The organism is Nitrospira sp. (assembly GCA_016715825.1).
Taxonomy (GTDB): Bacteria; Nitrospirota; Nitrospiria; order Nitrospirales; family Nitrospiraceae; genus Nitrospira_D.
The window spans coordinates 372,739-396,937 of the sequence record JADJXO010000002.1 but is presented as its reverse complement, the minus strand read 5'-3'; the positions used below and the strand labels follow the sequence as shown (position 1 = coordinate 396,937).

Sequence of the window (24,199 nt, the reverse complement as noted above, 5' to 3'; positions counted from 1 at the left end):
AGTCCCTCCATTCTGAAATCAGAAAACTCCATTCCATGTTGCTACTTCGGTAATTTTGGCATCTCGAACTTGATCTTCTCGCCGGTGAGCGCGTTGAGAAACGCAATCAGCTCCGCCTTTTCTTGTTCGGTCAGTCCAAGGGGCTTCACCATCGGGCTCAAGTTCGGGTTCTGCCCCCCACCCTGATTGAGAAAGTCTACGACCTCCTCGAGTGTTTTGAAGACACCGTCGTGCATGTAGGGAGCCGTTTCGGCAATGCTCCTGAGAGTCTGTGTTTTAAATGCTCCCTTATCTTTCTCCTGCTGCGTCACATAGAAGCGACCAAGATCCTCTTTCATCGGCCCGACCTGTGGTACGCCCAGGTTATGAAAATCATTGTCGGTAAAATTCGGCCCGTTGTGACAGAGGATGCAGCGGGCCTTGCCTTTAAACAGCGCCATCCCCCTGACCGCCCTTTCGTCCATCGCCTTGGCATCGCCTAGCACATATTTGTCGAAAGCGGAATTTGACGAGATAACGGTGCGTTCATAGGCGGCGATGGCCTCGGCAATCCCTTGGAGATTCACGTCCGTACCGAAGACCGTACGAAACTGCTGCTGGTACCCCTTGATCTTGCCCAGCTTCTTGACGACGTTGTCGATCGTTTCGGCCATCTCGACTGGATTCACTGGATCGGCCCCAGGGCCTGTTCTTCCAGTGATCCGGCACGGCCGTCCCAGAACTGCGTCGGGTTGAATCCGGTGTTGAAGACGGTCGGCGATTGTCGGCCGCCGATGGCACCTCCGACGCCGATCGACACCTGGCGCGGATCAGCAAACCCTGTGGTGGGAGATGACAAGCGGCGCAAGGAACTCGACCATTCTTTGAGAGTCGGCCGTCAAAATAGAGCTGCTTGCCCAGCTCCACCTTGGCCGCATAGTTGAGGTTCCCTGGAGGGATCGGCACGACCGTCGGCAGCGGCCCGATATCCGGCACGGTGATGCCATCGACTGTCACCGTTCCACCAGCGAGCGAGGATTGGGCCTGCAGTTGAGTGGAGAAGAGCGCACCACTTATCATCACTCCGGCTGCCAGACAGCCGATCATCACGCATCTGTGCTTCTTCATCGTGCGCACTCCTTCCAATCAGTGGATGGACACACTTGGTTCTCCCCGTTATCCATCTTCATTCCCAATCTTCCCTCCTGCCCTGTGCATGCGAGTGTGGCGCTCCCGCCGCGCCCTCCTCCCTTTCATCGTGCCAAGCTGCGTACATAGTGAACGATCTGCCAGGTCTCATCGTCCGACAGTCCTGGGAATGCCATCATCCCGGTTCCTGGCGACCCGTTCTTGATCACCCAAAACAGCTGGCCGTCGGAAATGGGTTTCATCGTCGCACCGCAGGTGAAGTTTCGTGGCGGTGGAACCAGCGCGGCTCCGATCGGACCGGCGCCGTCGCCCTGCTGGCCGTGGCAATTCATGCACGCGAGCGGCTTAGCGGTCTCAAGGTACAGCTTCATTCCTGCCCGGACATGCGCCGGTGTCGCCGGCAACGGATTTGTCCGCTTGAAAAACTCCGCCGGTGCTTTCTTGGTCGTTCGTGCTTGCGGACAGACCCCCACTGGGCCACCGGTCGCCCCTGTCGTAGCTTCCGCGACTGCCGTTCCTTTGAACGTCTCCCGGAGATAGGCCATCACGTCCGCGACTCCCTGCTGCCCCAAGGTCAGAGACCAATATGGCATCAGCGTGGACTTCCCGACCGCCTTGCCGCCGTAGTTGATGACGTTATAGAGGTACTCGTTGGGAAGCTTATCGAACGCGATCTTTGTGTGCACGGCCGGCTTCGGCTCCAGACCGGATGCAGCCGCTCCATCTCCCTGACCGGTCGCACCATGGCACTGAGCACAATACTCCTGGTACACCTGAGCCCCGCGTTGAACATCCGCCTTTTTGAACGGCTCAGCCGTCCAGGGCTCATAGAAGGTGAACTCGTTCCACCCTCTGGTCGCGATATATCCGGTGATGTATCGCAATCCCAACTCACTGACATCGGCCACGAACTCGCCGCTATGCGGCACGAAATCCGGGGGGTTGGAATTGAACCGATAGATCCAATCAGCCTTCAGGCGACGACCGCTGCTCACAAACGACGAGCTTTGCGGCCCGCCAGTGGGTTTGCCGTCCACCATGATCTGATGGCACCCGGTGCAGGAGTGGTCTTTGAAGAGCTGCTCTCCGAAGGTGGCTTCGATGGCGCTGAACGTGGACAAATCGATCGCGCCCTCTTTCACCCGGGGATCTTTCAAATGCTGCTCGAAGTAATCTGCAATCTGCTCCGCCTCTGCCTGAGAGACGACCGGATGACGGTCCGGCTGCTGCGATTGATCCCAGCGATAGCTCTTCGCATACACCGGCGCTTCCTTTCCCAGCAACCAGCTCATGAGCCACTCCCGTTTGAACTTGCTCCCCGCTCCGGTAAGATCGGGAGCGTTGAGCTTGAACCGTGAATCGGCTGCCCCCTCTAGACGATGACAGCCTGCGCAGGATTTCTGCAGGAGCGTGCGTGTCTGTTGCTCATCACCTGCCGACACGGCCGGCGGCAACCACCACAACAAAGCCGACACCATTATGATCCCCAGGATCACGGACCCAGCAGGGCGCGCCTCTCCACAGTCTCTCCGCTTCACGATCCTCATCGGTTAATCCCTCCTCAGAAACATAGTTGACTACAGCCTTTCGTTCACGGCGTGCCGAGGCTGTCTGGAATCGACCCGCTTCACTTCTCCCCCATCTCTTGCAGGAGGCTGACGAGGTCGTCCGCGTGCGCATGCTGCTACGACCATCCATGTCGAGAGCGCTCTGGGTGTCATGGCTTACTTCCTTGCCGATTTCCTACTTCGGCAGCTTCGGCATCTCGAACTTGATCTTCTCGCCGGTGAGCGCGTTGAGGAACGCAATCAACTCAGCCTTTTCTTGTTGGGTCAATCCAAGGGGCTTCACCATTGGGCTCAAGTTCGGGTTCTGCCCTCCACCCTGATCGAGAAAGTCTATGACCTCCTCAAGCGTCTTGAAGGCACCATCGTGCATGTAGGGGGCCGTTTCGGTGATGCTCCTAAGGGTCTGTGTTTTAAATGCTCCCTTGTCTTGCTCCTGCTGCGTCACATAGAAGCGACCGAGATCTTCTTTCATCGGTCCGACCTGGGGGACGCCCAGGTTATGAAACTGGTTGTCGGCAAAATTCGGCCCATTGTGACAGAGGATGCAGCGGGCCTTGCCTTTAAACAGCGCCATCCCCCTGAGCGCCGTCTTGTCCATCGCCTGGGCATCGCCTAACACATACTTATCGAAAGCAGAATTTGTCGAGATGACGGTGCGTTCATAAGCAGCGATGGCTTCGGCAATCCCCTGGAGATTCACGTCCGTGCCGAAGACGGCTCGGAACTGCTGCTGGTAGCCCTTGATCTTGCCGAGTTTTTTGACGACGTTCTCGTGCGTTTCGGCCATCTCGACGGGATTGACGATCGGCCCCATGGCCTGTTCTTCGAGCGACCCAGCGCGGCCATCCCAGAATTGCAGCGGGATAAATCCCGTGTTGAAGACGGTCGGCGATTGACGGCCTCCGACACCGCCACCGACGCCGATCGACGTCTGGCGCGGATCAGCAAAACCCGTAAAGGGGTTATGGCAAAAGGCGCAAGAGATCGCGTTGTTCTTTGAGAGTCGGCCGTCGAAATAGAGCTGCTTGCCCAGCTCCACCTTGGCCGCATAGTTGAGGTTCCCTGGAGGGATGGGCACGACCGTCGGCAACGGCCCGATGTCCGGTACAGTGATCCCGTCCACGGTGACCAACCCAACAGCGAGCGATGATTGGGCCTGCAGTTGAGTCGAGAAGAATGCACTGCTTACCATCACACCGGCTGTTAGACAGCCGATCATCAGAAATCGCTGTGTCACCATCCGCTATTCTCCCTTCGTCGGATCCATGAAGCTTGTTCTACTCGTCCGCCATGCAGTTCTACCGTTCTCGTGAACATATGTTGGACCACCACTAGCTCGTATCCTTCTCGCATGGGACACACCTGGCTGGCCGCCCTCGCCCCACTCACCCACCTCGCGCCACGCACCGTCGGAACGCGGGGAGATGAGCATCTCGTGATCTGGCTTGCAGCCGCTGAAACAGCGTGCGGATGTCCGGAATATCGATATCCTCCAGGAACCGGTCATACATGGCGATATTCTCGATCTCCCCCTCGACACCAGCACGACAGGCTTCGAGAACCGACGCGGGCGGCTGCAACGCACGATCCCAGTCATCGGCCGGTAGTGGAATTCCGTATCGCGCACAAAGACCTTCAAGCGCGCGGGCATGCGTGTCTTCCGCCTCGACGATATTGACGAACGGCTGTACGGGACCGAACGTCTTGATCACCAGCCGATAGAAGGCGCGCGCCTTGTACTCATCGTTCAGGGCTTCGAGGACCATGGCCTTGTTCTTTTCGTCGATCATGATCGACCCTCACAACTTATAGACTTGATGGCATAGGGGAGACACAGGCCTCAATGGTCCGCTCAAGCTGCGGCAGAATCGCCTTAAGATCCTTCGAAGGAATCACCTTCGCCAAGTCCTCCGCCGCCTGATGGTGCGCCATCGCGAGTTCATGATACTTCGAAGGAAACGTCGCCCCAGCCTCACGTTTCATCGCTTCATGATGCTTGGAAAATCCGAGTTCATCATGAGCGACTTTGGCAGCCCGCTCAAAGTCCTGCCGCCCCAATGCAGCGACAATGTCACGGATCGCCTCCAAATGTTCCCGCATGGTCAGTTTCATACCGACTGAAGCCTGCTCACTCAAATCGAGCGTCACGCGTTCGTCCCGCTGACTATCGACGGATGCTCCATCGTTGATCATCACGTGTTCATGCTGGGCTTCAGCCGCATCGACCAGACCCAATTGATTTGCCAATCCAAACCCGACGAATAGGATCGTGAGCGGCATCCTCATAAGACTCATAATGTTACTCCTCAGACGTTACGACTCAATTGACCGGAGATAGGCAATCAAGTCGGCCAGCTGAGCTTCACCGGACTCACCATCGGGATCCCTGCCACACACGACACGGCTGGCACCAGGCACAGACTTAGAGCTGTCATCGTCGGTATGATTACGATCCTTTCCATCTGTTCTCCTTGCTCGTGTCGCGTGGGACGCTTCACAGCGTTACTGGAACGTCATCATGTAGGCCGTGATGGCATATATGTCTTTATCGGGGAGCGGAGGGTTTGGGATATAGGCCCCGCTCTCCGGCTCGAAGTCGTCTGGATTTTGGTTGAAGCGATACACCCAGTCCGGGTTCAGCCGCGCGTTCAATTTGAGCAACGACGTGCTGGAGGTACCACCTGTATACCCTTTCGGTGTGTTGGCCGGTGTGAGATGACAATTCTGACACCCATGCTCCCGGTAGAGCTTTTCTCCACGAGCCAACTGCTCTGGTGTGCCGGGCTTCATCACACCTTCTTTGATGCGCGAGTCTTTCCGTGTGGCAAGGAACCCTGTGACCACTCTTGCTTGATCTGCGGTCAGTGCCAAATGCGGCTTCTTCCGTTCTGGACGAAAGTCGTAGCCGATGGGATAGTGTTTAAACTCCGGCTTCTGGAGCCACGCGATCAACCACTCCTGTTGATACTTGTTGCCGGCCCAGATGAGATCCGGCGCCTGCTTCGTCTTGCGCGCCGCCGGCTTGCCCCCGATCCGATGGCATTGCACACACAGCGACTTCACCATCTTTTCTCCTACATCCGCAGCCATAGCTATCCCGCCCACACTGACAGCCGCCACTGAAGCGATCAAGACGGCAACGTGCATGACCACCCTCGCGAATGTCTTCAGCCACACGTCATTCAGCATCATCTTGTTTCTCCAGGCTGTGCCCTCCCAGCCGCCATGAACGACCGGAAGTCATCGCCTTCAGACCGCTTGATCCTCGATGGACACGCCAAGCCCAATCCAGGCTCTCAAGAGATCATGACGTGTGATTGAATGAGAGACTTTGCCGTTTCTTTTCACCGGCAGACTCAGGAGCCGTTTCTCCTCCATGAGCTTCACCGCTTCATCGATGCTCGTCTCATCGGTCACCGCGATCCGATCCTTGGCCATCACATCCTCCGCCGTCAGACGGTTGAGGTCCTTTGCCGCCTCCAGTGCACGAAGAATGTCGAACTCGCTGATGAAGCCGACGAAGTCGCCCCCTTCATCGACGACCGGCGCACCCGGCGTATGGGTGGTCAACAACTCGACGGCAATGCCCATCGCATTCTGGTCACGGCGAAAGACGAGTTGATTCGTCGCGCGTATTTGTCCCACCGTCTTAAACCCTCCGACAGGAACTCCTGGCCTCACTAGCGTCGTCATTGCATTTCCTCCTGATTGATAGTTGACTCCGATGAATTCGTTCCTCTCCTCATCGATTATCTACAGTCCCCATTGACTAAGAGTCATTGCGACTAATTAGGATTCGTGAAAAGTTAATTGCGATTCCGGTGCCTTCACCGATTCCGCATCCGTGACCAGGAATCTTCAGCAAAACTAGATGCTTGAGGTGGTTACGCGACTCAACGAACGTACTGACGTGATGCAGAAATACTCAGGCCCCAATATTCAGATGTGGAAAATGGCGACACGGAATGAACGGAGTTGCACACACTGAGGTATGGAATCGTTAATTCATCGAGTTGTGCTTCCGAAACAGCCCAGCATCAAGGCAGAAAGAAGCGAATACACGAATCTGATAGTTGCACGCACGAGGCGTGCGGAAGCTCGCTACCACTTCATATGTTGAGCCGTTGAATATCAAGATAACCGTCATCAACTTTTTCTGAATCTCATCTGATCGCAATGACTCTCATGCAATAGAGGACATAATCGGCAGATAGCTAACCATAAGGAGGAATGTCATGAGAGCGAACAACATATTAGCCGTGGGATTCTTGTCGATGATGGTTGCAAGCGGTGTCGTGAAGGCGAATGACAGCTTTGCCTCTGAGGGACAGCGAATGGAGGGTATCGAACGAATCGGAGCAGGAGGGAGTGTGTATACCCCCAGCCAGCCGCTGGTGTCCCGGGCAAGTAGTACTAGAGTATCAGAAACGGAACGAGGGAAGGTGGATGTCATGACGCGGATCGGGGCAGGAGGGTCTACCTATTCTTCCAGCCGACCGGGGGTAGGCGCCATTGAGTGTGTTGCAGTCGAAGGCGCGACCTATCCCTGCAGCCCACCAACCAGCCACTGATCGCCCAGGAAGAGTGAACGCTGAGGAGAGCGGGTCGCAGCTCTCCTCAGTCTCAAACGACACTATTCATCACCATCTTTTCCCCCGTGACGACCCATTCCTTTCATTCCACCCATCCCACCTCTATGCCCCCTCATTCCCGGCCCATGCATGCCCGCGAAGGTGTGTTCATACTGAATCAGGGCCCAGATTTCTTCATCCGACAGGACCTGACCGAACCCAATCATGCCGGTTCCCGGAGAGCCATGTTTGATGACCCAGAAAATTTCCCCCTCCGTGCGGTGCCGCCAGAACCCATGGTGCTGGAAATTCCGAGGGGAGGGATTCAGCTGGGCGCCTCCTGGTCCTGTGCCGTCTCCGTTTACTCCATGACAGGTGAAGCACGTGCCCTTGCCGTGATAGAGCGCTTTCCCTTTTTCTACGATGTCTTGAGATGCCGGGAGCGGGCTCGCCAGAGCTCGGGCTTCGGCCAACTTATCGGCCGGGACTCTCGGCTGCATCATGTGCCGTTCTGCGCCGCTGGTGGAAACTCCGAAAACAATCATAATACCCAGTACCGAAAACATCTTCGTCTTCATCGCCCTGCTCCTTCATCGATGTGACCCACATGGAATCCATGAGCCGCCTTGCTGAATCTGTCACAGATCCAATTCCACCATCTTGCGATGGAATCGAGTAATAATGTTCGGGTCTGGGGTCAATCGGATCTGCGCTTCTTCCTTTCCTTTGTATGGCAACAAGTTCAACACGTAGCGTAAACTTTCGAGACGTGCCGCCTGTTTGTCATTCGCCTTAACGATAATCCAGGGACTGTAGGTCGTGTGCGTCTTGCTGAACATTTCTTCCTTGGTGCGGGTGTAGGCATCCCACAACTCCTGCGCCTTTTCATCGACTGGACTGAGCTTCCACTGTTTCAATGGATTCTGGCGCCTGGCTTCGAAGCGCCTGGCCTGCTCGTCCTTCGAGATGGAGAACCAAAACTTGATGATGGTCACCCCATCTTCATAGAGCATGTGTTCGAACTCGGGTACCTGCTGCAGGAAGCGTTGATGTTCTTTTTTCGAGCAGAATCCCATCACCGGCTCCACAACCGCGCGGTTGTACCAGCTTCGATCGAAGAAGACGATTTCGCCCTTGTTGGGGAGTTGGCGGATATACCGTTGGAAATACCACTGGCCCCGCTCTTCGTCCGTCGGCTTGGGCAGTGCCACGACACGCATGGCACGAGGGTTCAAATGTTCGGTGAAACGACGAATAGTGCCCCCCTTTCCTGCTGCATCCCGTCCTTCCACCAGAATCGCAATGCGTTCTCCCGTATTTTGGATCCAGCGCTGCAACTTCACCAATTCGACTTGTAACTGTCGCAACTCATATTCATACAGCAGTCTCTTGCGGACGTCCGCAAGGTCGACACCTCGGTTCTCCAATAGCTGAAAGAGGCCCTTCCTCGTATTGATTCTTTGTAGATCGTCCTCGGTCAGGGTGGAGCCTGGGTCCCCGATTTTCTTCAACACCTTGTCGATGGCTGCACCGCCAGGCGGTCTATATCCATCTCCTTCCACAGGAACTCGTGTGGGAATCGCCTCCAGATCGTTCTCATCCGCTCCATCCGTCCGTCTCGTGAGTGCGTCGTGCTCCGACTCCTCTCGAGCTTTTCGGGCTTTAGACTTCCCGGTCGATTCGCCGTCAGCAGCCATGCGGGACCTCCTCCTTCACCAGATATGAAATCAGAATGCGACGCTTCGATCTCGCTCAGCCACAGCCTTGATGTAGTCCGGCATGCCTTTGATGGAGGCGCCGGCCACGAGATCGGCGGTACCGACTTGTCTGGCGACCGCACAGGCCCCGCAGACCCAGATCGGAACTCCTGCAGCCTGCACCGCTGCAACCAGCTCTTTGAGCGGGGTCAGGTTCACACCGGTTATATGTTCAGCCACGCCTTTACGTCCCAGCGTGACAGCTTCATTCCATAGCCACAGCACCACATCGTGTCCCTGCTCTTTGGCCGTCTTGGCCGCCATGAACGGCAGCGTTGCCATCGTTGGATCATCCGTCCCTCGACTCCCTGAAATAATGAATGTCGCCATGCCTCAAACCTCCGTCTCTCGTTGTTCGTCTCTCATCGTTCGTGAAGCGCATCGGCCAACGATCGATTGCCTTAGACCAGCCGCCGTGCTTCCGGCTTGGCTGTGCATCCCTTTCGCCTCACAAGTCATAGTTCATCTAGTGTGAAGCGGGGTTAGCTTGATCCCGATGTTCGGCGTCACGGCGATGGACTGGTGCACCGTACAGCCATGGGCGACCTTCAGGACTCGCTCCCTCTGATCTGCCGTGATGCGATGGGGAAGATGAATTTCAATGTCGATGCCGCCGACACGATGCGGACCTTCCGCCATCGTCCATTCGGCCTCGACCTCCAAGCCGTCTCGTGAGAGACCGTGTCGCCCACAGAATTGCCCCACAACGTACGCAACGCAACTTGCGACGGACCCGACAAACAGTTCCACCGGCCCCATACCGGCATCCTGCCCTCCGTCCTCAACCGGCTGGTCGGTGACAACTCGATGCTTCCCGCTCACAATGTCATAGCGTGTCCCGCCGTGGTAAGTCGCTATAAGTTTCATCGCGCCGCTCTCGGAATCACTAACCGACCGTATGGAGTTCACGGTTTCACGTTTCAGGTTGTGCGGAGCTCGAAAACCTGAAACCGTGGGCTCAAACGCTTCACCTGCCCGTCAATAGGGGGCATCCGCCGGCTTGCCCCCTTTCGGCCAATCATGGATCTTGTCGGGATAGTCGGGACGTGGCTGAGTATTGATATAGGCCGCCACGTCAAACGCCTCGTCGTCCGTGACGGTCCATCCCCATCCTCTCGGCATGTTGGCCTTGATGAACGCAGCCGCCACGCTGATCCTCGCCATGTCCGCACCGATATTGTACGAACGCGGCCCCCATACTGGCGGCGCCGTCATCGTTCCCTGCCCCTCAGAGCCATGGCAGAACACGCATTTTTCCTCGTACACCTTCTTGCCGTTGAGAGGATCAGGTTGATGGGTCGACGTAAGGCGTGGGATTCCCCGCCACGGCACGGAACTGCCGGCCGGTATATTCTGTGACAGCCATTCGATGTAGGCCACGATGCCCGTCAGTTTGACACTGTCGGACGGGAGTGACGTGCCGTTCATATTGCGCTTGAAACACTCGTTGATCCGATCTGCGAGGGACACTCGTCGGCCGACACGCTCGTGATCGTGCGGGTAGAGACGACTGATGCCGACAAATGACGCTGCATTCGGGTTGAGGCCGGCATCTAAATGACAATTGGTGCAGTTCAGCGCATTCCCAACATACCGCTTCCCGTACCCTTGCGTGTCGACCACCATCATGTAACCCAACCGGATTTGTTCTCCCCGGAGATCGCCGGGAATAGTTTCAGGTGAAGGCGGAGCAAACAGCGCGTTAGCGGCTGCCTCCGCATCGGAAGAGCCCGTGGAATTCTCCCCGTCGGTCATCCGGGGAGGTGGAGCGCAACCGCTCGCCATCGACACGACAACCACTATCACGATGCTTGCGATCGACCATCTCTCCATTCACCAGCCTCACTTCTTCAAGTTGGAAGGGGGAGAACAGGTATTGATTCCCAGTAAGGTGAACAACGGGCAAAAACCTACCGCGCCGGTCAGCAGCAATATGGCTCCGATGACCACGAATACGCCGGCAATGGGTGATGAGAGTCCGGCAAAAAGACCGATCGCGATCGCCAGTATCCCCGCCCCAATCCGTATCGGTCGTTCAATTCCACCCACATTACATGTCATGTCGATACCTCCTTGGCTCACGGTGGTCTCACTCCCTAACGGACCGGTATGAGACAATTTTCACTCGTTGGATTCATCTTTTATGGTTGCCCCTCACTCCCGACCCTGAGGGTACGCACATAGGCCAAGACATCCCAGATTTCTTCATCGGAGAGTGCATGTTTCCATGCCCCCATGGCGGTATTCGGTTTGCCTTCATGAATGCGACGAAACAACGTCCCGTCGAGTCGATTGTGAACATCCGAGGTCGTAAGGTCTGCCGGAGGTGGAGCAAGCTTGATTCCCAATGCTCCTTTTCCGTCGATGCCGTGACAACGGATGCAGGTGTTGACGTAGATCTCCCTCCCGCTGACCGGATCGCCACCTTTGGCTGAGGTAACCAGCTCTTCTACTCCGAAATTGCTGAACCCCAACCCCGGTATACCAGCCAACAATGCGCAAAAAACCAGCACCCGTCCACTGATAGGCATTTGTTCTCCCTCACCAGTCAGGAACTTTGCGAGCAATATGCCATGTTTCTCAAACAGGGACTGACAGTATTCTTTTTATAAACCAATATCTTACGACACTTTCAGGGCATGCTCAACTGGTATATAGCTCCGTCTGATGAAAAACGCCTCAGGGCTGTCTCGCCCACTGGCGCAGGATGCTACAGCCCCTCACTCCCGTATTGTGAAGGCCAGACATCGAGTGGGCATGCGACCTTTTGCCGAATGGTCTCGTCCTCGAGCTCCCCTCGATGCCGGTCGGAAAATGAGAAGTTCTTTGAGCTTTTCCCCAAACACACTACGCTACACCTTCAACAACTCAATCACTCGTAGGAGAGCTTTCTCCTGAGTATCGTTTCGGACTGGCACCGTACGTAAATGTCGCATCTTTCCTCTCCCGATATAGACGATCTTGCAACACTTTTTCAGCTCGGTTGTCGGACGAATCCGAGTCACCTGGCCTACGCATTCGTCCGTGACAACCTCGACGTTGAGAATCACGTCACGTTCGTCCAACTTGAACGGACGGTTTATTCGCTTGCCGGCCATCTCGCACGTGAGTTTCCATCAGGAACCAGAGCGCTTCTTCTCTACCCCCAAGGGCTCGACGTCGTCTACGCCTTTTGGGCCTGTGTCTGTGCCGGTCTCGTTCCGGTTCCTGCTCCGGCTCCCGACCCTATCAGGCGGAAACACAGTCTCCATCGACTTCGCTCCATCATCGATGATGCTCGCGTTGCGCTGATCCTCACCACATCAGGTCTCGAAACCACGGTGTCGGAGCTTTCGACCACCGAAGATGCGAGTCCTCTCACATATATCACGACGGATCACGCCTATGAGGCAGTCGATTCAATGAGGTTGCCAGATCATAGCCATAGCGCCCTTGCGTATCTGCAATACACATCGGGATCGACGGCCACTCCTCGGGGCGTCATGATCACCCATCAGAACGTGCTTGCTCATTGCAGGGCCCTGAGCCTGGCAGGAAATATCTCGACTGACAGCCGATCACTCTGCTGGCTCCCCTATTTCCATGACTACGGATTGGTGCATGGAATCATCGCTCCGTTCTACGCCGGTATCCCTGCCTATCTCATGTCACCCCTTACGTTTCTCAGACGGCCATTGCGGTGGCTCGAAGCGGTGGCCAGATTTGCGATTACCCACAGCGGTGGACCAAACTTTTCGTACGAGTCCTGTATCCGAGCCGCACAGCACCAGAAAGAGTGGCAAGCGGACTTAACGACATGGTCGGTCGCAAGTTGTGGTGCGGAGCCCATTCACCCGGATACGGTTACGCGGTTCATCGATACCTTTGGTCCACGAGGCTTCCGGTCAACCTCGTTCGCGCCGGCCTATGGACTCGCAGAGGCGACTCTCTTGGTCACGATGAAACGAACTGGTGCGGAGCCGAGTTTCTTGAACGTAGATACTGAGGCGCTGTCCAACGCAGTCGTCCAGGAATCTCCCGCATCGGAAGGACCCATTCGTACATTGGTCGGATGCGGGGGACCGCTCGAGGAGACTGCTCTCAGGATTGTGAATCCTGAAACCCATACCGAGTGCCCATCACGTGTTGTCGGGGAAGTATGGCTGGCCGGAGCCGGAATCGCCTCTGGATATTGGGAGAAACCTCAAGAAAGCGAAGCCGTGTTTCAGGCGACCCTCGCCGGATCAGATGGAGGTCCCTATCTGCGGACAGGCGATCTTGGATTTCTCCACCACGGCGAATTGTTCCTCACGGGACGGCTCAAAGATCTCATCATCGTGCGAGGGCGAAACTACTATCCCCATGATTTGGAATGGACAGCGGGGCAAGCGCATCCAAACCTGCGGCGAGGGAGCGGAGCGGCTTTCTCCATCGAAGGTGAGACCGGAGAACGTGTCGTGCTGGTCCATGAAATCGAGAAGCGCATGCCGGAATCGGACATGATGGCTGCGATACGCTGCATCCGTCGGGCCATCGCAGACGAGTATGAACTGGAACTTCACACGGTGGTCTTGGTCAAGTCCGGTGCCATCCCAAGAACCTCCAGCGGAAAAATCCAGCGGCGCAGCTGCCGAGATGCTTTTGAATTCGACCATCTCACTGTCGTTGCAGCCCATACGCTGGACCAGGATGTGGACGCTGTCCCCGATGTATTAGGGACTGAGCTCCCGCAAACCCGTATTGAGCAAAAGGTGGCCGAGATCTGGCAAGAGGTGCTTGGAGGAGATCTTCCGCATCGCCATGCAAACTTCTTTGTACTCGGAGGCAACTCGCTTCTTGCGGCACAGATTGTCACACGCATTCTCGAGACGCTCCACGTCGAACTCCCCCTCAGTACACTATTTGAATGCCCGATATTGTCCGAACTCGCTGGGCGAATCGATGAGCTGAACACAGATCCGGGTGTCGCGGGATCGGATGCACAGCAAGATCAATATGCAGATGGTGACGGGAACGCACGGACGTTGCTGGTTCCACGTTCCTCTGGATCCCCACGACCAGGCAAGATTCCTCTCAGTCCAGCCCAGCGACGGCTGTGGTTCTTGGAGCACGTTCACCCTGGGAGCGCGATCAACCATATTTCTATGAATGTCCGTCTACGGGGGTCCATCACTCCTGAGGTGTTAGAACGGTCCGTACAGGAAATCGTCCGTCGTCACGAGATTCTTCGAACTCGTTTCGGATCGGAGCGAGGCGAGGGGTTCGCGGAAGTTTCTTCTGAGGCGATCGTCACGATCAGGCAGCAAGACTTCCAACGATTGGATGCCGCGGAGCAAGACCATCACCTACAGCAATTCCTGGAGACGGAGAAGACTCGGCCGTTTGACTTACGACAAGGACCGCTTTTCCGAGTAGCTTTGCTGTCGCTCGAACCGGGTGTGCATGTCTTGGCGTTGACATTCCACCGTCTTGTCGCCGACGGATGGTCTCTCGGTATCTTCTGGAAGGAATTAGCCCTTCTGTGGGAGGCCGGTGGCGATGCACGAGACGCTCGGCTTCCCACAGTGGCAGTTCAGTACCTGGACTATGTCGATTGGCAAAGAGCCAGGCTCGATCGAGGCCTTGGTGAAGTCCAGCGTGCCTATTGGATTCGGCAGCTGACAGGCGCCCACCCTCCCCCGGAGCTCCCCGTCGATCGTCAGCGACCGCGCGTACGCACGTTTGAGGGAGGCGTGCGATCACGATCGCTCTCTCCGGAACTTTCAGCGAGCCTTGCTCTCTTCTGCCAACAGCAGCATGTCACGACCTTCATGGTGCTGTACGCCATTTTTGCGACCTGGTTGCATCGCTACACACAAGCGTCGGATATCGTGATCGGTTCGATCGTATCAGGCAGGCGCCGGAGGGTGTTTGAAAACGTAATGGGCTATTGCGTCAATACCGTGGCGTTGCGGGTAGAACTTTCAGATGAGTTAACGGGACACGAGCTGCTGAAGCAGGTGCGCCGCCTGGTGGTCGATGCGTACGATCATCAGGACCTCCCGTTTGAAGAGGTAATCGAGGCGCTGTCGATCCAGCGCGAACGATCCTTATCCCCACTCTTCAACGTAATGATCGTGGGAGAAGAGGACCCCTTGTCCACGTTCAGCACCAAGGACCTAGAGGCCTCTCATCTCCCTTGGGAACCGACCGCGTCGGAGTTCGACCTCGTGTTGATGGTCGTCAACAAGGTGGGCGGCTTGGAGTTGGCGTTTCTCCATGATCCCACGATATTTGAGGACTCGACGGTCGACCGGATGTTGGGACAACTGGAAATTCTCCTTGAGGAATTCCTTGAGAAACCTGCTGCCCGTCTTCACCAACTTTCATTACTGACCCCCGAGGAAAGACGGAATATTCCACTGACATGGAACGAGCCGCCCTCTGTCGCCTCCGGTATTCATACGCTCATCGAGGCACAAGTTCAGCGAACTCCAGATGCACCCGCTGTGACCTGTGGAGGCCAATCCATCAGCTACCAGGAACTGAACCGACAAGCGAATCGAGTTGCTCACGCACTATTGAAGTTGGGAGTCGGCGCAGAGGTCCCGGTGGGTCTCTGTGTCGAGCGCTCAGTTGATGCCCTCGTGGGCCTCTTGGGTATCCTCAAAGCCGGAGGAGGATACGTTCCCCTTGATCCATCCTTCCCCAGCCACCGTCTCCAGCTGATGCTGGAGGATGCTCACATATCCATCGTGGTGACACAGGCGCAGCTTCGTCACCACTTACAGAACTACCGCGGCCGAATCTTCGACGTGGACACCTTGGAGACATCTCCCATCGGCGGGGTGGGGGAGGAGGAACAGCAGCAGAATCTCGTACAAGCTGCTTCACCTGATCAGCTCGCGTATATTATCTACACCTCGGGCTCGACGGGGAGACCCAAGGGTGTCGCCGTGACACACCGCAGTCTGGTGACCTCTCTTCATGCCAGGCTTCAGTCCTATCCTGAGCCGGTCTCTCGATTGCTCCTGACCTTCTCTCTAGCGTTTGACGGGTCTGTGACCGGCATCTTTTGGACGTTGCTGCAGGGGGGAGAACTGGTCATCCCATCTGAGACCGCCCAGCGCGATCCCACGGAGCTGGCAGCACTCATCGCACATCATCACATCTCGCACGTGGTGTGGGTCCCATCGTTGTACCATGCTGTGCTCGGTGAGGCGTTGAGTACTCAACTGGAATCCCTTCGTGTCGTCATTACGGCTGGAGAGAGCCTGTCCCTTGAACTTCTCCGACGACATTACCAGCTTCTGCCTCAGGCCACGCTCTATAATGAATATGGACCGACGGAAGCCACGGTCTGGTGTAGCGTGTACCAAACCACGCGCGAAGAAACAGGGGCTCGAGTCCCGATCGGCAAACCCATCGCCCACATGCAGCTCTATGTGCTGGATGAGCGTCTGCAGCCGGTGCCGATCGGGGTGCCGGGAGAGCTCTATGTCGCGGGAGACTGTCTGGCCCGCGGCTATGTAAATCAGCCGCACCTGACCCACGAACGATTCCTGACGAATCCCCACGTGGCCTGTACCAGGCTGTATCGGACCGGAGACCTGGCTCGGTATCGAGCTGACGGCAATGTGGAGTTTCTTGGACGAGTAGACCAGCAGGTTAAACTGCGTGGCTACCGGATCGAACTCGGAGAAATCGAATATGCGCTGAGCAATTTCCCCGGAGTCCATCACGCTGCGGTGCTGCTTCGGGAAGATAAACGGGACCAGCACCGGTTGGTCGGCTATCTCGCCGGGGAGTCGTCGCTCAAAGACAAACTCGAAGAGGTTCGCAGTTATCTCACCACGCAACTACCGCACTATATGGTGCCCTCCGTCATGTTGTGGCTCGACACGATGCCGCTCAGTCCTACCGGAAAGGTGAATCGAGACGCTCTTCCCGTTCCAGAACGCACCATCGGTCAAGCAGCAGCCAGAATTGCTCCGCGAAATGCAGTCGAAGAAGCCTTAGCTGAGCTGTGGAAGTCCGTGCTTGAGGTGCCCGAGGCGGGCATCCATGACCATTTCTTCGAAGCGGGAGGCCACTCGCTCTTGGCCACTCAAATTATCTCCCGGATACGCGAGCTTTTCGAGGTCGAGATCTCGCTGCAGAGACTGTTTGAGCGACCGACGATCTCAGCCTTGGCTGAAGAAGTGATGCGACTACGCCAAGGGGATCGGCAGGCGCCTGCCATGCCACCGATCATCCCGGTGCCGAGAGATCAGCCCCTCCCCCTGTCCTATTCTCAGCAACGCATGTGGTTGATGCATCAGCTGGCTCCAGAGAGTACGGCGTATAACATGCCGTTTGCCTCACGGCAGATGGGGCGACTGAACAAGGCAGCGCTCCGGAATACGATCGACGCCATCTGCAAGCGACATGAGGCATTTCGAACGATGTTCATGATGAAGGGTGAGGGGCCTGTCCAAATCATTCAGCCCTTTCGTCCTCCTCACTGGGTCGAAATGGATCTCACGCACCTCCCATCGGCCCAGCGCCAACAACAGGCAGCTCGGCTCGTCGAGCAGGAAGCGAACCGGCCGTTTGATCTGGAGCAGGGACCTCTCGCACGGTTTCTTTTGATTGAGATCGAGCCCGAGGACCATGTGTTGGTACTCACGATGCATCATATCATCGGAGACCAGTGGTCATTCGGAGTCATCGGCTATGAGTTCGCCTTCTTCTACAACGCGTTTTGTCGGGGCGACGTCCCTTCGACCAAACCGATCCTCCTTCAGTATGCCGACTACGCAGTCTGGCAGCGACGTTGTCTGACCGACGATTGGCTCAGCGTACAATCGAGCTACTGGCAGAGGAAGCTGGCTGGGCTGTCCAAGCTGTCGTTGCCGACCGATCATCCACGGCCTGTAACGCAGACCTTTCACGGCTCCCATCGCATACTGGAGTTCCCCACATCGTTGATCGAACGACTCAAACAATTCAGTGCGGAACACAATGCGACGGTGTTCATGACTTTGTTGGCGTGCTTTCAGATTCTCTTGAGTCGCTATTCCGGCCAGACCGATGTCGCCGTCGGCTCCCCTATCGCCAACCGAACGCAATCCGCGGTGGAGTCGATCATCGGTTCCTTCGTCAACACACTCGTCATGCGTACCGACCTCTCCGGCGATCCAACGTTCATCGAATTGCTGGCACGGGTTCGTGAAACCGCGTTAGAGGGCTATGCCAATCAGGACTTCCCATTCGACAAGTTGGTCGAGATGATGCACTCCGCTCGCGATCAGAGTTCTGCTCCGTTGGTGCAGGTCCTCTTCAACGTCCCGAATGCCCCGATCAGAGAGATCCACGTGCAAGGGTTGAGTTGGGTGCCCTTCGAGGTGGAGGCGCAAGCCGCACAATTCGACTTGAGCATGACGATCGAAACCGAGTTCTCACGAAAAGCCTACCTCACGTTCAATACGGATCTCTTCGAGCCTCAGACCGCCGAACGGATGTTAGGACAGTATAAAGTTCTGCTCCAGCACGCATTGGCCAATCCCCATACCAAGTTATCTGAGCTCCCAACAGTGACGTCAGCCGAACGTCAGCAGATGCTCAAGGATTGGAACCGTACGCAACGAGACTATCCGCAGTCTGAGTGCTTTCCTCAATTATTCGAAGCCCAAGTTGAAAGGACGCCCGATGCCGTAGCCATATCGATGGGACCGAAGACATTACGGTATGGTCAACTCAATGCGCAGGCGAATCAGCTGGCACGCTATCTCCAAACGCTGGGCGCCAAACCCGGTGTGACGGTGGGTATCAGCCTCGAGCGATCTGTAGAGATGGTCATTGCCTTGATCGCCGTACTTAAGACCGGTGCGGCCTATGTCCCACTCGATCCCGAGTTTCCACGAGACCGGCTTCGGTTTATGGTCCAGGACGCCTCGGTCGCCGCCGTGCTGACATCTGCAGACCTATCCGATCGGTTTGACGCTCGGGTCTGTCGCGTACTGTGCCTTGATCGCGAAGCGGAACACATCGCGCAAGAAGCTGACCATGATCTGACGCCGGTCGCCACGCCTCAAGACCTCGCGTACATCCTCTATACGTCGGGTTCGACCGGACAACCCAAGGGAGTCGAAATCCCGCACCGAGCGCTGGTCAACTTCTTGTGCTCGATTCGACAAGAGCCGGGATGTTCCGCTCAAGATGTCATGCTCTCTGTGACAACCATCTCTTTCGATATCTTCGGCTTGGAACTCTATGTGCCGTTGCTGGTCGGGGCCCGAGTCGAGATCGCCAGTCGAGCCGTTGCGATAGACGGACGACAACTCCGTAGCCTCTGTGAGGGCGTACAGCCGACGATCATGCAAGCGACTCCGGCAACATGGCGCATGTTGATCGAAGCCGGATGGTTGGGCGGTAACAACTTGACGGTTCTCTGCGGTGGAGAAGCTCTTCCTCCGGATCTGGCCACAGCGCTGTTGGATCGAAGCCTCGCCTTGTGGAACATGTATGGACCGACTGAAACGACGATTTGGTCCACGATCGAGAAAATAGAACGGACCGACCGGGAGATTACCATTGGGAGGCCAATCGCCAATACGGATGTGTATGTCTTGAATCAATTTCTCCAGCCCACTCCAATCGGCGTGTCCGGTGAGCTCTATATTGGGGGCCATGGGCTGGCTCAAGGCTATCGAGGGCGGCCAGAGCTGACGACAGACCGGTTTATCCCTCATCCGTTTTCTCCCGACCCTACCGCAAAACTGTATCGAACCGGAGACGTCGCTCGGTATCGACCGGATGGACGCATCGTCCATCTTGGTCGAATCGATAACCAGGTCAAGATTAGAGGGTTCAGAATCGAATTGGGTGAGATCGAGGTTGCGCTGAGCCGCCATGCCTCCATTCGTCAGGCAGCCGTCACTGCGCGTGAGGATCGGCAAGGGATGAAGCAGTTAGTAGCCTATGTGGTGGGCCATGAGGGGTCTGTCCCAAGTCAAGCAGACCTACGCTCCTTTCTGCGATCCGAGATTCCAGATTACATGGTGCCTTCCGTCTTCGTCTTTCTAAAGACCATGCCCTTGACGGCCAATAACAAGGTCGACAGAAAGGCCTTACCCGCTCCAGCTTCCTCCACCTCGGATCAACCGGTTCTCAGTGGTCCACGTAACGGGCTGGAAGTTCAATTGACCGCCTTGTGGCAGCAGGTACTCGAAGTCCCAAGGATCGGGATCCACGATAACTTTTTCGATTACGGTGGCCATTCCCTGAAAGCGGCCCACCTCTTCTTTCTTCTCGAACAGGTATACGGCAGACACCTTCCACTGGCGACACTGTTTCAAGCTCCTACCATCGCCGAGCTCGCGTCGGTGCTTTCACAGGACCACTGGACACCGCCGTGGCAGTCACTGGTCGCGATTCAGCCGCGCGGGACTGCGATACCAATCTTCATGGTGCCCGGAGTAGGAGGAAATGTCTTGGTTTTTGTTCAGTTGGCTAAGCTGCTGGGCACGAACCAACCTTCCTACGGATTACAGGCGCGAGGATTGGACGGAAAGGAGACGCCGTTCACGTCGGTGCCGGAGATGGCAAGCCACTATATTGCCCAGATCCGCCGCCTTCGCCCGAACGGACCCTATATCGTCCTTGGGAGCTGTACCGGTGGACTGATCGCCTACGAAATGGCTCAGCAACTGCTCGGGCAGGAGCAGGCCGTCACACTGGTGGTCATGGATACCTGGCATCCATCCACGTATCGCCCACGGCGCTCGCGATTGCCGATAAGTTTTGGGCTGCCGCTGTTTCTACTCTGGCGAGTCATACGCACACTCCCCTCGCTCGGTCGCTTGCCGATCAACGGCTGGGTTCCATTCGCCCGACATAAATACAAACGGCTCATGGCATTAGCGGGAACCGACGGCGGAAACGAGGAACTGATGGCCGAATTTCAAGTCGAGAGAGTAACCCGAGCTACGCTCCAGGCGGTGGCCCGCTACGACGTTCGCCGATACCAGGGACCTATCCTCAATATCGTGGCGTCACGGCGGTATGTCGCTCAGTCGGTTACGGATACCCGACATGCCTGGGAAGAGTTTGGGAGCCAAGGGAGCAGGACGGTGCAGGTTGCAGCTATTAATTCCGGGCAACTTCTTGTCACGCCACATGTGGAAGAAGTGACAAGACATCTCCAAACCTTCCTGGTCGAGCACAGTCGCGATGAACCGAACCCAGAGGCTGCTTGATGACGGAGCGGTGTGCCACTCGTTTTTCTCGCTGAATGGGAGGTACGTTGACGATGCGGTTCGGACGCCTTCTTCGCTTTGTCGCGCAGCGGTCGAGATCCATGGCCTGGATCATGGTCAGTGTCGGCCTGTTGTCTGGTTTATTGAGCGCCGGGGTCTTGGCGCTCATTAATCATGTGCTGCACCATCCCTCCGAGCACACTCTCCTTTTTGCATTGGGGTTTATCGCCCTCGTCGCGGGTAAGATTTTGGCCAACGTCGTGTCTCAACTGCTGCTCGTCCGATTCGCCCAAGACACAATCGTGGATATCTCGCTATCACTCTGTGCGAAGATCGTGCGAGCTCCGCTGCGTCGCTCCGAAGAGCGAGGACCTGCCAATATTCTGGTGACCTTGACGGATGACGTCAGCTGGGTAACCTGGTCGGTCCAATGTTTTCCGAGTTTCCTCATGAACGTGGCCCTGGTCTTGGGGTGCGGGATCTTTCTTGCCTGGTTGTCGTGGAGTGTATTTTTAGGAGTGGCCGGCGTCGCCGTCGTCAGCCTCCTCGGACAGCAGTGGTTACATACGAGTACTCGCAGGCTCATTGAGGCATCGCGCGAGGCCAGAGCCGAACTGTTTCATCGTTTTCGCTCGCTCACCGATGGGTTGAAGGAGCTGATGATGCATCGGGCGAGACGGGAAGAATTTGTCAATCAGGAAGTGCGCGGGGCGGCAGAGTACTATCGAGAGACCGCGCTCAAAGAGAGGCGGATACGCGCCATCCTGGGAGTTTGGACTCAGGTCTCATTTTACTCCCTCATCGGATTTCTCATTTTTTTCTTCCCATCACTCGCGACCAGTTCTCCGGAGGCCTTGACAGGCTATATCGTCGCCGTAATCTATGTGATGGGGCCTATCTCAAGCATCATTGAAGTCGTACCAACCCTTGAGAGAGGCCAAGTGGCCCTCGATAATATTGAACGATTGGGTATTTCGCTGGATGTCGACCGCGATGACCCTCAAACGAAGGAAGTGATCGGCCCGAAGCCTGCAACCGCTCCGATCGTGCACTGGGACAAGGTCGAATTTTCATATGGAGGGGGAGACGCGGCCGACACACCGTTCACGCTCGGCCCAGTCAGTCTCGAACTGCGTCCAGGTGAGCTACTGTTTATCATCGGAGGGAATGGAAGCGGGAAATCCACGCTCGTGAAAGTGCTGGCTGGGTTATACCAACCGTTACGGGGAGAGGTCCGACTGAATGGAACGACGATCACCGATGATAATCGGGAATGGTATCGCGAACACTTCTCGATCATCTTTTCAGATTTTCATCTCTTCAACAAGCTGCTCGGTCACCCCGACTCTCAGGTGGAGACGCTCGTGCCTGAGTACCTGCGATTGCTGCATTTGGACCAAAAAGTGACCGTACGCGATCGCAAGTTTTCGACCCTCAACCTTTCGCAAGGGCAACGGAAGCGGTTGGCGCTTGTGACGGCGTACCTTGAGGACCGTTCCATTTACGTGTTTGATGAATGGGCCGCGGATCAAGACCCGCAATACAAGGAGATCTTTTACAAGACCTTGCTCCCGGACCTGCGCGCGCGGGGGAAATCGGTCATCGTCATCACGCACGATGATCGGTATTTCCATCTCGGCAATCAGGTTGTTAAGCTGGATGATGGTAAAGTCATTGCGCATCATGTGAATGCCAAGGCAGATGCGCCTCAGGCATAAGGCTGGCGACATGACATCACGTGCGCGTATCTTGGACCCACTGTGCAGATATCATTTCACTCGATAGAGCGTCTCGCTCCTGCTCAATGTCAGGATCATATCCATCTTGAACCAGAGGTCATTCACCTTTGGGGGATGACGCTCGACGGATCATCACACTGCCTGAAGAAATGCAGGGAGTGGTTGGATGAGCGAGAGCACACGCGCGCGGCTCGCCTTGTTCGGGAGCGAGACCGGGAATACTATATCCTGTCGCACGGAGGCCTCCGAGCAGTGCTCAGCCGATATCTGGCTGTTGGCCCCGATGCCGTAGGTTTTGATCGCAGCGCATCGGGCAAGCCCATGTTGGCAACGACATTACGCGAGTCCTCAGCGATCACATTCAATCTGTCTCACGCCCATGGCCGCGCGCTCATTGCTGTTTCCAATGGGCAAGAAGTTGGGGTCGATCTTGAATCCGTTCGTTCAGATATCCAGGTCGAACAATTATCCAGACGTTTTTTTACCCCACTTGAACATAGGGTGGTCCTGCAATCAGCCGCAGAGCAGCGAACTGCCGTATTCTTTCGCTACTGGGTTGCAAAAGAGGCGGTGCTGAAGGCGCAAGGTATCGGGCTTCAGGGATTGTCTGGGTGTGAGATCACACTAGAGGTGGATCATGGTGGGAAAGCCAAGCAAGTCCGAGTCGATTCCAATCTCCGAGATTCGATGAACGTCCAGCTCCTCGCTTGCGACAACGGCTGGGAAGCAGCCGTGGCTGCCAGGAACCTCGACCGAATGCACCAGTGGGGTTCGAGCCTGGAGTAGGCAGCGTCTTGTACGATGCTAGCACATGATCGGCTCTAGCGTAACCGTGGCGTTCATCGAGTTGGAAATCAGGCAATTGCGCTCGGCTTTTTCGATCAGTTCCTTGGCCTTCGCCGCATCTTCCCCGGACTTCAACGTGATGGACGGTCTGATCGTAATAGCGGTGAACTGAAACTTGCCCTCCACCAGTTCCAACCGACCTTCCGCCGTACTTTCGTAAGCAGAGAAAGCGAGGCCGGCCCGCTCCGCTACAGCAAGAAACGTTGTCATCAGACAAATGTTGGCGGACGCCACGAAGAGATCTTCGGGAGACCAAATACCCTCATGCCCCTTGAATTCAGGAGGCGTGGCCACTTGGACCTCCGGTTTTCCTGCACAGGACATGAGTCCCTTGCGCTGTTCCGTCCATTTCACGGCGGTTTGATACATGTAGACCTTGCTCTTCTGTTCCAT

At 56.2% G+C, this 24,199-nt stretch carries 18 protein-coding genes and 1 pseudogene; 4 read left to right on the top strand and 15 right to left on the bottom strand.

What is annotated here, in order from left to right:
* Positions 1 to 41 precede the first annotated feature (41 nt).
* The 7 genes and pseudogenes from IPM58_07910 to IPM58_07880 all read right to left on the bottom strand — a co-directional run bounded on the left by IPM58_07910 (position 42) and on the right by IPM58_07880 (position 6,389).
* Positions 42 to 1,107: pseudogene (locus IPM58_07910) on the bottom strand (cytochrome-c peroxidase).
* Between the two features lie 125 nt (positions 1,108 to 1,232).
* Entirely contained in the window at positions 1,233 to 2,675 is a 1,443-nt protein-coding gene (locus IPM58_07905) for a c-type cytochrome (protein MBK9306998.1), read from the bottom strand.
* A gap of 196 nt (positions 2,676 to 2,871) precedes the next feature.
* Positions 2,872 to 3,936 carry a c-type cytochrome gene (locus IPM58_07900; GenBank protein ID MBK9306997.1) on the bottom strand — a complete coding sequence of 355 codons (1,065 nt, stop codon included), beginning with the start codon at positions 3,934 to 3,936 and terminating at the stop codon, positions 2,872 to 2,874.
* A 145-nt stretch (positions 3,937 to 4,081) separates the two neighbouring features.
* Positions 4,082 to 4,486, bottom strand: coding sequence for a DUF2202 domain-containing protein (locus IPM58_07895; protein MBK9306996.1), 405 nt, complete (start codon positions 4,484 to 4,486; stop codon positions 4,082 to 4,084).
* Between the two features lie 16 nt (positions 4,487 to 4,502).
* Complete coding sequence (locus tag IPM58_07890) at positions 4,503 to 4,991, bottom strand: hypothetical protein (protein MBK9306995.1); 489 nt, start codon at positions 4,989 to 4,991, stop codon at positions 4,503 to 4,505.
* Positions 4,992 to 5,198: 207 nt separating this feature from the next.
* A complete protein-coding gene (locus tag IPM58_07885; protein MBK9306994.1) occupies positions 5,199 to 5,888 on the bottom strand; it encodes a c-type cytochrome in 690 nt (229 codons plus the stop codon).
* 57 nt (positions 5,889 to 5,945) lie between these two features.
* Complete coding sequence (locus IPM58_07880; protein MBK9306993.1) at positions 5,946 to 6,389, bottom strand: CBS domain-containing protein; 444 nt, start codon at positions 6,387 to 6,389, stop codon at positions 5,946 to 5,948.
* A 542-nt stretch (positions 6,390 to 6,931) separates the two neighbouring features.
* On the opposite strand from IPM58_07880, the gene IPM58_07875 reads away from it, so the two are divergent.
* Positions 6,932 to 7,267 carry a hypothetical protein gene (locus IPM58_07875; protein ID MBK9306992.1) on the top strand — a complete coding sequence of 112 codons (336 nt, stop codon included), beginning with the start codon at positions 6,932 to 6,934 and terminating at the stop codon, positions 7,265 to 7,267.
* Positions 7,268 to 7,329: 62 nt separating this feature from the next.
* Here the strand turns inward: IPM58_07875 and IPM58_07870 are convergent, their stop codons facing one another.
* The 7 genes from IPM58_07870 to IPM58_07840 form a co-directional block, all read right to left on the bottom strand.
* Positions 7,330 to 7,845, bottom strand: coding sequence for a cytochrome c (locus tag IPM58_07870; protein MBK9306991.1), 516 nt, complete (start codon positions 7,843 to 7,845; stop codon positions 7,330 to 7,332).
* A gap of 60 nt (positions 7,846 to 7,905) precedes the next feature.
* Entirely contained in the window at positions 7,906 to 8,748 is an 843-nt protein-coding gene (gene ppk2 / locus IPM58_07865; GenBank protein MBK9306990.1) for a polyphosphate kinase 2, read from the bottom strand.
* A gap of 246 nt (positions 8,749 to 8,994) precedes the next feature.
* Positions 8,995 to 9,354, bottom strand: a complete 360-nt coding sequence (locus IPM58_07860; GenBank protein MBK9306989.1) for a DsrE family protein — start codon at positions 9,352 to 9,354, stop codon at positions 8,995 to 8,997.
* A gap of 132 nt (positions 9,355 to 9,486) precedes the next feature.
* Complete coding sequence (locus IPM58_07855) at positions 9,487 to 9,891, bottom strand: OsmC family protein (GenBank protein MBK9306988.1); 405 nt, start codon at positions 9,889 to 9,891, stop codon at positions 9,487 to 9,489.
* A 111-nt stretch (positions 9,892 to 10,002) separates the two neighbouring features.
* Positions 10,003 to 10,857, bottom strand: coding sequence for a c-type cytochrome (locus IPM58_07850; GenBank protein ID MBK9306987.1), 855 nt, complete (start codon positions 10,855 to 10,857; stop codon positions 10,003 to 10,005).
* Positions 10,858 to 10,866: 9 nt separating this feature from the next.
* Positions 10,867 to 11,085 (bottom strand): DUF2892 domain-containing protein, encoded by a 219-nt coding sequence (locus IPM58_07845; protein ID MBK9306986.1) that lies wholly within the window; start codon positions 11,083 to 11,085, stop codon positions 10,867 to 10,869.
* Positions 11,086 to 11,165: 80 nt separating this feature from the next.
* Positions 11,166 to 11,555, bottom strand: a complete 390-nt coding sequence (locus IPM58_07840; protein MBK9306985.1) for a cytochrome c — start codon at positions 11,553 to 11,555, stop codon at positions 11,166 to 11,168.
* A 396-nt stretch (positions 11,556 to 11,951) separates the two neighbouring features.
* Between IPM58_07840 and IPM58_07835 the strand changes: the two genes are divergently transcribed.
* The 3 genes from IPM58_07835 to IPM58_07825 all read left to right on the top strand — a co-directional run bounded on the left by IPM58_07835 (position 11,952) and on the right by IPM58_07825 (position 23,746).
* Positions 11,952 to 21,221 carry an amino acid adenylation domain-containing protein gene (locus tag IPM58_07835; GenBank protein ID MBK9306984.1) on the top strand — a complete coding sequence of 3,090 codons (9,270 nt, stop codon included), beginning with the start codon at positions 11,952 to 11,954 and terminating at the stop codon, positions 21,219 to 21,221.
* Between the two features lie 53 nt (positions 21,222 to 21,274).
* Positions 21,275 to 22,939 (top strand): cyclic peptide export ABC transporter, encoded by a 1,665-nt coding sequence (locus tag IPM58_07830; protein ID MBK9306983.1) that lies wholly within the window; start codon positions 21,275 to 21,277, stop codon positions 22,937 to 22,939.
* Positions 22,940 to 23,074: 135 nt separating this feature from the next.
* Complete coding sequence (locus IPM58_07825; protein MBK9306982.1) at positions 23,075 to 23,746, top strand: 4'-phosphopantetheinyl transferase superfamily protein; 672 nt, start codon at positions 23,075 to 23,077, stop codon at positions 23,744 to 23,746.
* Positions 23,747 to 23,764: 18 nt separating this feature from the next.
* On the opposite strand, the gene IPM58_07820 is transcribed toward IPM58_07825, so the two are convergent.
* Positions 23,765 to 24,199: an OsmC family protein gene (locus IPM58_07820; protein ID MBK9306981.1), complete on the bottom strand. Its 435-nt coding sequence runs from the start codon at positions 24,197 to 24,199 to the stop codon at positions 23,765 to 23,767.

Coding starts and splice junctions, on each gene's coding strand:
- IPM58_07890 (MBK9306995.1), bottom strand. CDS start 4,991: ATGAGTCTTATGAGGATGCCGCTCACGATCCTATTCGTCGGGTTTGGA.
- IPM58_07820 (MBK9306981.1), bottom strand. CDS start 24,199: ATGGAACAGAAGAGCAAGGTCTACATGTATCAAACCGCCGTGAAATGG.
- IPM58_07870 (MBK9306991.1), bottom strand. CDS start 7,845: ATGAAGACGAAGATGTTTTCGGTACTGGGTATTATGATTGTTTTCGGA.
- IPM58_07825 (MBK9306982.1), top strand. CDS start 23,075: ATGACGCTCGACGGATCATCACACTGCCTGAAGAAATGCAGGGAGTGG.
- IPM58_07885 (MBK9306994.1), bottom strand. CDS start 5,888: ATGATGCTGAATGACGTGTGGCTGAAGACATTCGCGAGGGTGGTCATG.
- IPM58_07855 (MBK9306988.1), bottom strand. CDS start 9,891: ATGAAACTTATAGCGACTTACCACGGCGGGACACGCTATGACATTGTG.
- IPM58_07850 (MBK9306987.1), bottom strand. CDS start 10,857: ATGGAGAGATGGTCGATCGCAAGCATCGTGATAGTGGTTGTCGTGTCG.
- IPM58_07835 (MBK9306984.1), top strand. CDS start 11,952: ATGTCGCATCTTTCCTCTCCCGATATAGACGATCTTGCAACACTTTTT.
- IPM58_07880 (MBK9306993.1), bottom strand. CDS start 6,389: ATGACGACGCTAGTGAGGCCAGGAGTTCCTGTCGGAGGGTTTAAGACG.
- IPM58_07845 (MBK9306986.1), bottom strand. CDS start 11,085: ATGACATGTAATGTGGGTGGAATTGAACGACCGATACGGATTGGGGCG.
- IPM58_07900 (MBK9306997.1), bottom strand. CDS start 3,936: ATGGTGACACAGCGATTTCTGATGATCGGCTGTCTAACAGCCGGTGTG.
- IPM58_07895 (MBK9306996.1), bottom strand. CDS start 4,486: ATGATCGACGAAAAGAACAAGGCCATGGTCCTCGAAGCCCTGAACGAT.
- IPM58_07860 (MBK9306989.1), bottom strand. CDS start 9,354: ATGGCGACATTCATTATTTCAGGGAGTCGAGGGACGGATGATCCAACG.
- IPM58_07830 (MBK9306983.1), top strand. CDS start 21,275: ATGCGGTTCGGACGCCTTCTTCGCTTTGTCGCGCAGCGGTCGAGATCC.
- IPM58_07875 (MBK9306992.1), top strand. CDS start 6,932: ATGAGAGCGAACAACATATTAGCCGTGGGATTCTTGTCGATGATGGTT.
- IPM58_07840 (MBK9306985.1), bottom strand. CDS start 11,555: ATGCCTATCAGTGGACGGGTGCTGGTTTTTTGCGCATTGTTGGCTGGT.
- IPM58_07905 (MBK9306998.1), bottom strand. CDS start 2,675: ATGAGGATCGTGAAGCGGAGAGACTGTGGAGAGGCGCGCCCTGCTGGG.